This is a genomic window from Syntrophus buswellii (genome assembly GCF_046097065.1).
GTDB classification, from domain to species: Bacteria; Desulfobacterota; Syntrophia; order Syntrophales; family Syntrophaceae; genus Syntrophus; species Syntrophus buswellii.
This window is the reverse complement of the sequence record NZ_CP175563.1, coordinates 1,751,130-1,763,896: the sequence shown is the minus strand read 5'-3', so window position 1 is coordinate 1,763,896 and position 12,767 is coordinate 1,751,130. Positions and strand designations below refer to the sequence as shown.

The following is a 12,767-nucleotide window of genomic DNA, read 5'->3' as shown; positions in this document are numbered from 1 at the left end:
TGAAACAATAAAGATAAGAATAAAAGGCGAGAAAGACTAAAATGTTTGATTTTATAAAGAACAAGGAAAAAAATAATGTCATTTTCCTTCCTCTTCTGCCCCTGAGGGATGTGGTGGTGTTTCCGCACAGCATCGTTCCTCTTTTTGTCGGGCGGGAGAAATCCATCGCGGCACTCGAATCCGCCATGAAGGAGGAGAAGGGCATTTTCATGGTAGCCCAGAAAAATGCCAAGAAGGATGATCCTGTTGAAGAAGATATCTACAGGATCGGAACGGTAGGAATCATCATCCAGTTATTGAGACTTCCCGACGGTACGGTCAAGGTATTGGTGGAAGGCAAAAAACGGGCGCTCGTTAAGGAGTACATGCCGAATGAGGAATACTTCTATGTGCATGTCGAAGAGATTGATGAATCTGAAAATCAGGATGTCGTCAGGACGGAAGCCCTGGTGAGAAGCATCAATACGGCATTTGAGAATTATGTGAAGCTGAGCAAGAAGGTGCATGTCGAAATGGTGGGTACGATTGCCGCCATTGATGACCCTTCAAAGCTGGCCGATGTGGTTGCCTCCCACATCAACCTGAAGCTTGAGGAAAAGCAGAAAATCCTTGAAATATTTGACATTAACGAGCGTTTAGAGGCCATCTACGCGATGATCCTTTCTGAGATTGAAATCCTTGAAGTCGAAGAAAAAATCAAGAGACGCGTCAAAAAGCAGATGGAGAAAACTCAGAAGGATTATTATCTCAATGAGCAGATGCGGGCCATCCAGAAGGAAATGGGCGAAAAAGATGAGTTTAAGAATGAAATCGCCGAGTTGGAAAAGCGTCTGAAACAAAAGAAGTTATCTGAGGAAGCGGCCAAGAAGGTGCGCCAGGAAATCAAGAAGCTGCAGATGATGGCGCCGATGTCAGCCGAAGCCACCGTCGTTCGAAATTACATCGACTGGATCCTGGATATGCCATGGGCGGAACGGACGGAGAACGCCTATACCCTGAAGCAGTCGGAGGCCATCCTCGAAGAGGATCATTACGGACTCGAAAAGGTGAAGGAGCGGATCCTTGAATACCTGGCCGTTCAGACCCTGGTCCGAAAAAACAAGGGTTCCATCCTCTGTCTCGTCGGGCCTCCCGGTGTTGGCAAAACATCCATCGCCAAGTCCGTGGCAAGGGCTACGAACAGGAAGTTCGTTCGACTTTCTCTCGGGGGAGTCCGAGACGAAGCGGAAATCCGCGGCCACCGGAGAACCTATATCGGCGCACTGCCGGGCAAGATCATCCAGCTTCTGAAGAAAGCCGGATCAAACAATCCTGTTTTCTGTCTGGATGAAGTGGACAAGTTGAGCTCGGATTTTCGAGGAGATCCATCCTCCGCCCTGCTGGAAGTTCTTGATCCCGAACAGAACTATGCCTTCAACGACAATTACCTGGAGGTCGACTACGATCTCTCCGATGTGATGTTCATCACCACGGCCAATGTGCTGCAGACCATACCGGCTCCTCTGCAGGACCGGATGGAGGTGATTCGGATTGCGGGGTACACGGAACCGGAAAAGATGAACATTGCCAAGAGATTCCTGGTCAGCAAGGAAATGGAGGCGAACGGACTGAATTCCGAACAGATCGAATTTACCGATGGCGCCCTCCAGAGCATTATTCGCCAATACACACGGGAAGCCGGGGTCAGAAACCTTGAGAGGGAAATCGCCTCGATCTGCAGAAAAGTCGCCCGTGAAATCGTAACGAACGGCGGAAAGGGAAAGATTCGGATCACCTCGAAGGTCGTTACCAAGTATCTGGGGGTTCCAAAGCATCGACATGGCGAAGCGGAGGGGAAGGATGAAATCGGGATTACGGTAGGTCTCGCCTGGACAGAGGTGGGAGGAGAGCTCCTTGTGGTGGAGGCTTCCATTGTCAAGGGGACCGGCAAGCTCATCATGACGGGCAAACTGGGCGAGGTCATGCAGGAATCCGCACAGGCCGCTTTGACCTACGTCCGCTCCCGGGCTGACGTCTTTGGATTGGCCGAAGACTTTTACAAGGACGTGGACATCCATGTTCATGTCCCTGAGGGAGCCATACCGAAAGACGGACCATCCGCCGGAATTGCCATGGTGACGTCCATGACGTCGGCCTTCGCCAGGAGAAAGGTTCGCGGTGATCTGGCGATGACCGGAGAGATCACCCTGCGTGGCCGTGTCCTTCCCATCGGAGGATTGAAGGAAAAGCTGCTCGCCGCCCATCGGGCAAACATCAAGACCGTCGTCATTCCAAAGGACAATGAAAAGGATCTCGATGAAGTGCCGGCGAATATCTTAAAGTCGCTGGAGGTTATACGGGTCGATCACGTGGATGAGGTCCTGAAGGTTGCTTTGCTCAAGGAGGAAAAAGGCTCGGCTCCGGAATTTTCCGGAGAGCCCCCCTGCTTTGACACGTCCAAGATGTCGACCGTTAATCCGCCGCAGCTGGCGAGCTGACGGCTCCAGCGCTTGAGAAAGGGATCTCGGGAAGAATAACTTTTTGTGAGCCTATTTATCGCTTGACATTGCCGGGCTTTGCTGTTAGAAATCCAACCCTGCGATAGGCAAGAGCAAGGGCGGGTAGCTCAGCTGGGAGAGCGCCACGCTTACACCGTGGATGTCACAGGTTCGAGTCCTGTTCCGCCTACCATGAAGCATGGTGGGAATGCAACGAAAGAGCAGGCGAGTTGTATAAAATAGCGGGGTCGTAGTTAAGTTGGTTATAACGCCGGCCTGTCACGCCGGAGGGCGAGGGTTCGAGTCCCTTCGGCCCCGCCAGATCATAGAGAAAGGGGCCAATGAAAAGTTGGCCCCTTTCTTGTTTCATTCAATGGAAATTATCGATCCAGTATCCTCCCTCCGTGATTTTATGTGAAATAATACGATGCCTGCTGCCGTCATTTTTCCGCAACAGGAATCGAGGAAGGTAACGCCCCGTTCATCATGGGGAACAAGGAATTCAATAAAAAAGGTGATGCCATGAAATATGAAGGATCCATTTATCGTCCACCAAGCGAAGCTTATAGCTTATTGATTCAAGTCTCTACGGGCTGTTCACATAACAGGTGCACATTCTGTCCCTGTTTCAAGGACAAGAAATTTCGAATCAAGAGTTATGGTGAAATCGAAGAGGATATTGTCGAGGCCAGCCGCTATTCTTCCGTCGGAAAGGTATTCCTCTGCGATGGCGATGCCTTGATCATACCGCAGAAAAAACTCGTTCCTATTTTTGAAGCCATCAACAGCCGCCTCAGGGGTGTGGAGCGGATCGGGCTGTATGGGAACGCCAAGAGCATTCTGCGAAAAACATCCAACGAATTGAAGAAGCTCAAAAGTCTCGGATTGCAGATCGTTTATCTGGGCGTCGAGACTGGAAACGAGGAGATATTGAGGGATATCCGAAAGGGTGTGACCTATGCTCAGCTTGTTGAGGCGGGGCGCAAAATCAAGGATGCTGGCATCCAGCTTTCCGTAACGGTTCTACTGGGCATTGGAGGCGTGGAAAAAAGTACGGAGCACGCAGTCGACACCGCCCGGATCTTGACGGACATCGATCCTGATTATGCCAGTGCGTTAACGGTTATGATCGTCCCCGGCACACCCTTGTATGAGGACTATCTTCAGGGAAGATTCGTCCTCCCCGACGAGTTCGGATGCCTGAAGGAGATCGAGCTCATGATCGATCAATCCAGCTTTACGAAATGTTTCTTTGCATCAAATCACGCATCCAATTATTACCCGGTAAAAGCCAACCTGCCTGAAGACAGGGAAAAGACGCTGCGCCTTCTTGCCGACGTCATTCAGAGGGGACAGCGCAGTATGCTGCGATCCGAACATTTGCGCGCCCTGTAACGTGTTCAGTTTGCGAAGGCGCCAATAATGAGCCCGGGAACTCAACGGGCCGTTCCAGAGGACGAGGGTATCCGGCGGTCTTTCGACCGCAGGGATTCCCGGCTTTCGAATGGAGAGAATGCAATGCCGTTGAGCGTGGCACAGAGACGCCGAGGTAGAAATTAGACGTGAAGTTTTTAAACGAGTTGCTTTCAAGACCATCCATTCCGGCCGCCCTGCTGTCAAGTCTGCTCCTCCTGCTGTCCTTCCCAAAATTCGGTAACGGCCTTCTGGCATGGATTGCCCTGGTTCCGTTTTTTTATTCCCTGCGCGGAAAAACCGTTGCCCAGGGAGCAAAAACAGGCTTTTCCGTCGGGATGATCTTTTATGTCGGCCTCATCTATTGGATCGCCTACGTCATTGTCGTTTATGGAAATCTTCCCTACTTTGTCGGCATCGCACTGATGCTCCTGCTGTCAGCTTATCTGAGCCTTTATTTTGCCTTGTTCGCGGCAGGCGTCATTTATCTGAAAAGCAGAGATATCCCCCTGATTCTTTCCGCTCCGCTCCTGTGGGTCGTTCTCGAATTCGTAAAATCGAATCTTCTTGTCGGGTTCCCCTGGGAAAACCTCGGCCATTCCCAATATCTGCATTCCCGGCTCATTCAGATCGCCGATCTGACAGGCGGATACGGAATTTCGTTCTTGATCGTTCTTATCAATGCCATCGTCTATGATCTCTTGACCTTACGAAGGGAACGAAAGAAAGTTCTCATTGAAGTGGGGATGGGCGTGGTGCTGATGGCTTCCGTATGCCTCTACGGGATCCTGCGGGAAAGGCAGGTTCACGAAGCTGTCACAATGTCTCCCGCAACGCAGGTCTCACTGATACAGGGAAATGTCGATCAGAGCGTGAAATGGAGCCCGCTGTATCAGAAAGAAACGATGGAGATTTACCGCGCTCTGTCTCTGGCCGCTAAAAACGGTTCCTCGCCTGGCATGCTCGTCTGGCCGGAGACCGCCGTCCCCTTCTATTTCCAGGATGTGGACGACATGCACCTGAGGATCGTGTCCCTGGCCCTGCAAACGGGAAGCTGGCTGCTTTTCGGTAGCCCCAGTTACGCTGATGGTGAGGCCGGCCCAACCTTTTCGAACAGCGCATTTCTCCTGTCCCCCGAAGGGGAAACCGTCGCTCGATACGACAAAGTGCACCTGGTGCCCTACGGGGAATATGTTCCCTTGCGGCGTTTTTTCCCTTTTATTAAAAAGCTCACGGCTGGCATCGGGGACTTCAAGTCTGGAGAAGGCTTTTTCCCCATGGAGGCAGGCGGAAGAAAAATCGGGGTCCTGATCTGCTACGAAGGCATTCTGGCCGAGGCAGGCAGAGCCTATAAGCGGCAAGGGGCCGAACTTCTCGTTAACATTACCAACGATGCCTGGTTCGGAAAAACGTCAGCGCCCTATCAGCATCTGTCCATGACCGTTTTCCGCGCCGTTGAAAACCGGTTGTTTCTCGCGAGGGCCGCCAATACGGGAATTTCCGCCATTATCGATCCTGCGGGAAACATATTGAAGCAATCGGGAATTTTTGAGAGAACGATTCTGCAGGATGAGATTAAATTTGCAAAAATACCGACCTTGTATTCCAGATACGGGGATCTGTTTGTCTATATCTGCTTATTTCTATTGGTATCCATTTATTTCATATCGGAAAAAAGGAGGAAAAAATGCTCGAAAGTCTGCCAGCAAACATAGCCGAAATGGATAGAAAAATCCGTTATCTAGGGGAGTGTCTTTGACATCCCTGAGAAAGAAAAACGGATCAAGGAGCTTGATGCGGTTTCGCAGAAAGAGGATTTCTGGAGTGATCATGAGAAGGCCACTGCGATTCTGAAGGAAAAAAACAGCCTGGCGTCGGCCGTGGATGACTGGAATTCAAAGCGGAAGACCGTTACCGAGATGCAGGTCATCTATGAAATGGCTCTGGAGGAGCAGGATGAGGCCGCGCTGGAAGATATAGCCGGGGAATTGGAGGCCTTGGCAAAATCCGTCCGGGAAGCGGAGTTGAAGCTGATGCTTGGCAGCGAACAGGACCCCATGAATGCCATCATCTCAATCCATGCCGGAGCCGGTGGAACGGAAGCCCAGGACTGGGCGGAAATGCTGATGAGAATGTATCTCCGCTGGGCGGAAAAGCGAAGGTTCAAAACAACCATCATCGATTATCTTCCCGGCGATGAGGCGGGCATAAAAAGTGTTTCATTTACCCTCGAAGGGGAGTACGCCTACGGTTACGCCAAGGCGGAGGTAGGCATCCATCGGCTGGTCCGCATTTCGCCCTTTGATGCCGGAGCACGGAGGCACACATCCTTTGCCTCTGTTTTTGTCTATCCCGAGATTGATGATGAAATTGTCGTAGAGATCGATGAAAAGGATTTGCGGATCGACACTTACAGGTCTACAGGAGCCGGCGGCCAGCATGTCAACAAAACGGATTCAGCCGTTCGAATTACTCATGCCCCCACAGGGATTGTCGTTCAGTGCCAGAATGAGAGATCCCAGCACAAGAACAAAGCCATGGCCATGAAATACCTGAGGTCCCGGCTCTATGAGCTGAAGCTCCGGGAGCAGAATGAAAAGATGTCGGAGATCAACAAAACAAAGAAAGAGATTGCCTGGGGAAGTCAGATACGCTCCTATGTCCTTCAGCCTTACAAAATGGTCAAGGACCACAGAACCAATCTCGAGATCGGAAATGTGGGAAGGGTTCTGGACGGAGATATCGATGACTTGATAGAGGCTTACCTGATCCAGTAGGGTGGTAACCCGGCTTTTTTTTCATTGAAATGGCACCTTTTTGGTGAAATATCCGTGTAATGATGCGGATTATGCTTAGAAGTAATAGAAAAAATGTGGTATAGGATCACCACCATCAACAGTGATCCCACCGGCCAACGGATTCGGGTCATGTCAGAAAACAAAGGTCAGCTGGAAAGTTGACTTCAATCGCTGCTGTTCCAGAAAGGAGTTCACCCGCATGAAAAAGGCAATTCACAATACGATGACCTCCCTTTTCTTTATTCTTTTCCTGTCGCTGCTTCTGGCGCAGACGATTTGCGCCCAATCAAAGAATGAACAGGAGAGCCGGAATGAAGGGGCCCAAAAAGGCTTCTTCTTTTCGTTTTTTGGTGATCAGAAGAATTCGGGCAACAAGGTGCAGGATGCAGGTGATCAGGAGATCAAAAGCAGGAAGTCTTCGTATGCGGAGGTGTCAAGTCAGTCTTCCAATGAAGGGAATGACGAGGAGGGGAAGGAAGATGAGCGGGACCTCATGGAAGAAGCCCTCACCTACCTGAATTCATCGCAGAAGTTCTGGGAGCAGGGTGACATTGAAAAAGCGCTGGATTTTCTCGATCAGGCCTATACGCTGCTTCTGGAGACGGATGGGGACATCGAAATAGCCCGTCAGAAGGATGACCTGCGGCTGATGATTTCGAAAAGGCTGCTGGCCATTTACTCGTCGACACAGTCGAGGACCAAGGGAAGCCGTAGCGAGATCCCCCTGGTCATGAACGCCGATGTTGAAAGGGAAATCCGCTCTTTTCAGACCTGCGAGCGGGACTTTTTCATTTCATCCTATCAGCGTTCGGGGATTTATCGGGAGAGCATTCAAAAAGAGCTGAAAAAAGCCGGTTTGCCCGAAGAACTGGTATGGCTGCCCCTGGTTGAAAGCGGCTTTAAAATAGGGGCCTTATCAAAAGCGCGCGCCCTTGGGCTGTGGCAATTCATTCCGTCCACGGGATATGCATACGGCTTAAATCGCGATGAATGGATCGATGAGCGAATGAATGCCGACAAGTCGACCCAGGCGGCAATCAGTTATTTGAAGGAACTGCATGGCATGTTCGGAGACTGGCTGACCGTTCTGGCCGCTTACAACAGCGGTGAAGGCAGGGTGATGAGAGTCATTTCGCGGCAGCACATCAACTATCTGGATCGCTTCTGGGATTTGTACCATCAGCTGCCCAACGAGACCGCACGCTACGTGCCTCGTTTCCTGGCCACACTCCACATTATCCGTGATCCTGGAAGATATGGCTTCGATTTGACAGCGGATGCGCAGCTCAAGCCCTGCGAATTCAAAGCGGCAAAATCCTACCGGCCGATGAAACTTCAGGATGTGGCCTTTTTCACCGGCGTTCCGGAAGAGGTATTGATTGGGCTCAATTCGGAATTGCGTCACAGAATAACACCGGACAAGGAATACGATCTGAAGCTTCCGGTGGAAGCCGCTGAGAAGTATGCGCAGGTTGTCGATTCGATTCCACAAGCGGAAAGGCCCACCCTTTCCTTCCTGTCTTCAAGTTCAACTCCAGGCAGGGAAACGCACAAACCGGAGCGTATTTCGGACAGCAGGAAAAGCCGGGTGAAGTATGTAAGCCACAGGGTCAAGCGTGGGGAATCCATCGGCTCGATAGCAAGGCGGTATAAGGTGTCGCCCCGGAGATTGGCGTCCTACAATTCAATTTCTGCGAGAAGGTCTTTGAAGTCCGGGCAGAGTATCCGAATTCCCATCGGCAATGAGGAGAGTCTCGATAAGGCGCCTGTTCGTTCAGCAAAAGCGGATCATTCCAGCAGAAAGGGGACAAGGATCAGCTATAAGGTAAAGCGGGGAGACTCCATTTCTTCCATTGCGCGAAAATTCGGAACCAGTGAATCGGAAATAAAAAAGCTCAACGGCCTTAAAGGGAAAAAGCTGGTCCTCGGCAAAGTCATTAAAATAAGCCGCAACGGGGGAGATCAGGACGATCTTTCCGAGGTCATCGAGCCGAAAAAGGATCTGAAGAAAAAAGGGAAGAAGCGGATGAGCCAAACGGAAAAGAGAAAGACCTATATGGTTAAAAGGGGTGACAACCTTTCCCGGATCGCACAGAAAAACAGCATCGATCTGGCCCGGCTCAAGGAAATGAACGAAATCGACGATGCAAACGAGCTTCGTCCGGGACAGACGTTGATCGTGCAGTAGGTGGAATCACAGTCCACCCGTTAAAAGTCAAAGATCCAGCGGGTAGCCATGGAGCAGGAAGAAGAGTTCCTGCTCTTTTTTTTGCATCTCTTGTGTCCGGTCGGGATCCGGATGTTCGTGATCGTAGCCCAGGATATGCAGGAGTCCGTGAATGAGCAGAAAGTCCAGTTCATCCTCCAGAGGAATCCCCCCCTTTTCAGCATCCCGGAGAGCCGTTTCAACAGAGATGACAACATCGCCCAGAAGGCCGGGATTGATGCCGGAGTATTCTCCTTCCAGAAACGAAAAGGAAATGACGTTGGTGGGATAATTCCTGCCCAGGTAGCGCTCGTTGATCCCGGTTATTTCATCGTCATCGGTCAGAAGAAGGCTGATATCGCTGTCCGCACAATCCACATGGAGAAGAAGCTTTTTCAGGGCCCGCCGCAATCGCCGCAGATCAATTTTTGCCTTTTTCTGATGGTTTTGAATCGATATGGCCATTGGCATCCTTTCGATGAGCGCTTTCCCGGTCGCTTTGTTCGGGGTAATTAACGCGGTGATGAAAGATCCCGTTTAAGATCCGTATAAAAATTTCCGCAATCCTGCTCAGGTCGCGCATGGTCAGCTCGCATTCATCGAGCTGCCCGTCCATGAATATTTTCTCAATCCGGTCATGAACGAGATTGCTGATTCTGGACGGCGTAGGGTTGGACAGAGTCCGAGACGAAGCTTCAATGGCGTCTCCCAGCAGGACAAGCCCAGCCTCCTTGGTCTGCGGTTTCGGCCCCGGATAACGGAAATCGCTTTCAGGGAGGGAACTGATGGAGGTGTCCTTGTCCTTTTTGGCCTTGTCATAGAAAAAGCGAACCAGTCCCGTGCCGTGATGTTCTCGGATGATATCGGTAATTTCCTTGCCCAGTTTTGCCTGCTGCGCGATTTCACATCCGTCTTTAACATGAGAGATGATCACCAGGCCGCTCATTCTGGGGGAAAGCTTATCGTGCCTGTTGTCGCCGTTTCTCTGGTTTTCAATGAAGTATAGTGGCTTTTTCAGCTTGCCGATATCGTGGTAATAAGCGCTGACCTTGGCGAGCAGCGGGTTCGCGCCGATGGCTTCGGCGGCCGCTTCGACAAGGGAGGCAACAACGACGCTGTGATTGTAGGTTCCCGGTGCCTCCATCATCATTCGCTGGAATATCGGTGAATTCAAATTGGCTAATTCCAGAAGTTTGATGTCCGTCGTGTAGTTGAAAATGGATTCTAAAAGCGGGGTCAGACCGGCGACCAGGATGCCGGAAAGAAGGCCTCCTGCAAGTCCCATGGCCAGTCGGGCTATGAGATCAATGGAAAGGGGGGCTTTGAACACAAGGCTGAGACAGATAATCACGGCCATGTTGAAGAACCCCAGGAAGAGGCCGGCTTTGAAAAAAGCGGAGCGCTGGCGGCAGCTTACAACATGGTACGAGGCGGCGACGCTTCCCAGAAAGCAAAAGAGGCTCATTTTGATGTCATAGTCAAACAGGAAGGAAACGAGAAACGATAGGAAAATGGTCAACACGAGAGCCAGATTCCGATTGGTCAACACGGCGACGAGCATGGCCCCTGCAGCAAAGGGGATGGCATAGAGGAAGGCCTCGGTGGAAAGAGTGGGGAATGCCCGGTTGACGGCATCGGAAATAAAAATTCCCGCCTTGACCATAAGGATTGAAAAAACAGAGATCGTGGACAGAAATAGGCTGTTGACGATGCTTCGCTCCTGCCTCTTGGGCCAGTTCCTTGTGCGCCAGAAGTAAAGAACGAGAGAGAGAATGACAATGGTCAAGAAAATCCCAAGCAAAACAGAAAAATCTGCAAGGGATTCCTGTCCCTTTCTGCTGTAGAATGCATCCAGCTTTTCCTTGTCGAGTTCGGAAATTTTCTGGCCCTCACGGACGATCATTTCATTTTTCTGAACAAGGAAAAAGACGGGTTTGACGGTATCCAGGGTTTCCGCCTTCTTTTTCTCCGTCGCATTTCGGTTGAACGTCACATTCGGCTGGATCAGCCTCTTGGTGAAGGAAAGAACCGTCTGTCGGACCTCTTTTTTCTGACCCTGCAGAAGAGCCCCGGCCTCTTGAATCAAAAGATCGTAGGCATTTTCCAGAGAAAGAAGATCTGACAAGTCGGCCAGGTTCTGTTCCTGTTGGGTCCGGACGTTTCGAAGTGTGATTCCCAGGGACATGTCCTGGGCCAGCAATCTGGTATTGACAAAATATCGATTGACATAGACGGCACGAAGAAGCTGTACGATCTTCTCTTCGAGGCTCTCGGAAAAATTTTCCTGAAGGAGAATTCTCAACTCCTGTTCGGAGAGCTTGATTCCAAGGCTTTGCTGAAATTGGTTAATGGCCCCGTGGAAGGCCTTATTGCTGAAAGGTGAGGGGAGTCCGGTCAGGCCCTCGTTTGCTGGATCCTTCAGAAAAATCCGCATTTTGGAAAAAGCTGAGGAAGCAGATGACACAAGATGTTCCGCCAGGGCATTGTCATAGTCGTAAACGGATTTCGTGCCCTGGATGCTTTCCCGCTTCTTCTGCTCGGTAGAGGCCCTGTCTTCAACGAGCAAATCCTTGTCCGCTTTAATGTCCTTGGGAGCGATGGAGCCGATCTTGAACTGCGGATGGCTGATGTAGAATTCCGGTGTGATCAGAAAGGAAAGAATGACGGCGACGATCACGAGGACGGCCATCCGCTGGAACTTCACGTTTTTGGCCAGCGCCGGCATGTCCGGTATCTTCGCCGCCAGTTCCCGGGACAAACTGCGGAAATAATCCTTTGTCAGATCGATTATCTTCATGATTCCCGGTGAGCTGAAGAGCCCTTGACTTTCGAGCTTTGAAAATGGCCGTAGGCCTTGATGACTTCCTGCACCAACGAGTGCCGGACCACATCCACCTCCGTAAAATGGATGAAGCGTATTCCCGGTGTTCTGCCGAGAATCTGTTCGGCCTCAACAAGGCCGGAGACTTTGTCGGCAGGAAGATCGATCTGCGTGATATCACCCGTAATAACGGCTTTAGAGCCGAAGCCCAATCGGGTGAGAAACATTTTCATCTGTTCCGAGGTCGTATTCTGGGCTTCGTCGAGAATCACAAAGGCATCATTGAGGGTTCTTCCCCGCATGAAGGCAAGGGGGGCAACTTCGATAATCCCCTTGGTAATAAGGCCCGTTGCCCTGTCAAAATCCATCATATCGAACAATGCGTCATACAGGGGTCTCAGGTAGGGATTGACTTTCTCGGCCAGGTCGCCCGGAAGGAATCCCAGTCTTTCTCCTGCCTCGACAGCGGGCCGGGCCAGAACGATCCGCTCCACTTTCTTGTCCAGCAGAAATGATACGGCCATGGCCATGGCCAGGTATGTTTTGCCTGTCCCTGCAGGACCGATGCAGAAGGTCATGTCGTGGGTCCGTATGGCGTCGATGTATTTTTTCTGGGCGATGCTTTTGGGGGTGATGATCCGCTTCTTGGACGAAATAAAGACCGTGTCGAGAAAGATTTTTTCCAGGGAGAGGGACTTGTCCCCGGCCAGGATGCGATGGGCATAATCGATGTCTGAGGGAAAGACGGGATAGCCCCGCTGGATCAGTTTGTAAAGCTGCAGCAGAAGGGTTTTCACCAGCTCGACGGAAATCGCGTCTCCCGAGACGGAAACGGTGTTTCCCCTTGCGGCCAGCTTGACGGGCTCCAGTTTCTCTATGAGATGAATGTTCCTGTCCTGCTCACCGAGGAGATATTTCAATGTGTCGTTATGCGTGAACGTCAGTTTTTCAACGACATCGGATTCAAGTGCGGTTTTCGATACCATGGGTTTCCTTGAAAAAATAATAATCAAAATAACGGTGAAAACGCTAACACTATACAAAAACGTTTT

General features: G+C 51.0%; 8 protein-coding genes and 2 tRNA genes. 7 read left to right on the top strand and 3 right to left on the bottom strand.

The genetic code is table 11. The features are described from left to right. The first annotated feature begins 41 nt into the window (after positions 1 to 41). From lon to ACJ77P_RS07910, 7 genes are all read left to right on the top strand, one after another. Positions 42 to 2,477: an endopeptidase La gene (gene lon, locus ACJ77P_RS07940; RefSeq protein ID WP_367359132.1), complete on the top strand. Its 2,436-nt coding sequence runs from the start codon at positions 42 to 44 to the stop codon at positions 2,475 to 2,477. A gap of 117 nt (positions 2,478 to 2,594) precedes the next feature. After that, positions 2,595 to 2,670: transfer RNA gene (locus ACJ77P_RS07935), tRNA-Val, on the top strand. Between the two features lie 51 nt (positions 2,671 to 2,721). Then, positions 2,722 to 2,798, top strand: a tRNA-Asp gene (locus tag ACJ77P_RS07930). A gap of 201 nt (positions 2,799 to 2,999) precedes the next feature. After that, a complete protein-coding gene (locus ACJ77P_RS07925) occupies positions 3,000 to 3,872 on the top strand; it encodes a radical SAM protein (protein WP_367359133.1) in 873 nt (290 codons plus the stop codon). 167 nt (positions 3,873 to 4,039) lie between these two features. Continuing rightward, positions 4,040 to 5,605 (top strand): apolipoprotein N-acyltransferase, encoded by a 1,566-nt coding sequence (gene lnt / locus ACJ77P_RS07920; RefSeq protein ID WP_408997933.1) that lies wholly within the window; start codon positions 4,040 to 4,042, stop codon positions 5,603 to 5,605. Next, positions 5,578 to 6,667, top strand: a protein-coding gene (gene prfB, locus ACJ77P_RS07915; protein ID WP_367359135.1) for a peptide chain release factor 2 whose coding sequence is annotated in 2 segments (ribosomal slippage) — positions 5,578 to 5,646 and positions 5,648 to 6,667 — 1,089 coding nt in all. Because the reading frame shifts where the segments join, the coding sequence is not laid out codon by codon here. Before lnt ends, prfB begins: the two co-directional genes overlap by 28 nt. Positions 6,668 to 6,887: 220 nt before the next feature. Continuing rightward, positions 6,888 to 8,876, top strand: a complete 1,989-nt coding sequence (locus ACJ77P_RS07910; protein WP_367359136.1) for a LysM peptidoglycan-binding domain-containing protein — start codon at positions 6,888 to 6,890, stop codon at positions 8,874 to 8,876. 27 nt (positions 8,877 to 8,903) lie between these two features. Here the strand turns inward: ACJ77P_RS07910 and ybeY are convergent, their stop codons facing one another. Genes ybeY through ACJ77P_RS07895 form a run of 3 tightly spaced genes read right to left on the bottom strand, consistent with a single transcriptional unit; the run spans position 8,904 to position 12,701 of the window. Continuing rightward, positions 8,904 to 9,359, bottom strand: a complete 456-nt coding sequence (gene ybeY, locus ACJ77P_RS07905; protein ID WP_367359137.1) for an rRNA maturation RNase YbeY — start codon at positions 9,357 to 9,359, stop codon at positions 8,904 to 8,906. Then, entirely contained in the window at positions 9,316 to 11,691 is a 2,376-nt protein-coding gene (locus ACJ77P_RS07900; protein WP_408997932.1) for an HD family phosphohydrolase, read from the bottom strand. Before ACJ77P_RS07900 ends, ybeY begins: the two co-directional genes overlap by 44 nt. Then, on the bottom strand, positions 11,688 to 12,701 hold the full coding sequence (locus tag ACJ77P_RS07895; RefSeq protein WP_367359139.1) for a PhoH family protein: 1,014 nt from the start codon (positions 12,699 to 12,701) through the stop codon (positions 11,688 to 11,690). The genes ACJ77P_RS07900 and ACJ77P_RS07895 overlap by 4 nt, the downstream gene beginning before the upstream one ends. Between the last annotated feature and the right edge of the window lie 66 nt (positions 12,702 to 12,767).

What these genes read in the sequence shown, in the direction of transcription:
- ACJ77P_RS07900 (WP_408997932.1), bottom strand. Translation starts at nt 11,691, where the DNA reads ATGAAGATAATCGATCTGACAAAGGATTATTTCCGCAGTTTGTCCCGG.
- lon (WP_367359132.1), top strand. Translation starts at nt 42, where the DNA reads ATGTTTGATTTTATAAAGAACAAGGAAAAAAATAATGTCATTTTCCTT.
- ACJ77P_RS07895 (WP_367359139.1), bottom strand. Translation starts at nt 12,701, where the DNA reads ATGGTATCGAAAACCGCACTTGAATCCGATGTCGTTGAAAAACTGACG.
- ACJ77P_RS07910 (WP_367359136.1), top strand. Translation starts at nt 6,888, where the DNA reads ATGAAAAAGGCAATTCACAATACGATGACCTCCCTTTTCTTTATTCTT.
- ybeY (WP_367359137.1), bottom strand. Translation starts at nt 9,359, where the DNA reads ATGGCCATATCGATTCAAAACCATCAGAAAAAGGCAAAAATTGATCTG.
- ACJ77P_RS07925 (WP_367359133.1), top strand. Translation starts at nt 3,000, where the DNA reads ATGAAATATGAAGGATCCATTTATCGTCCACCAAGCGAAGCTTATAGC.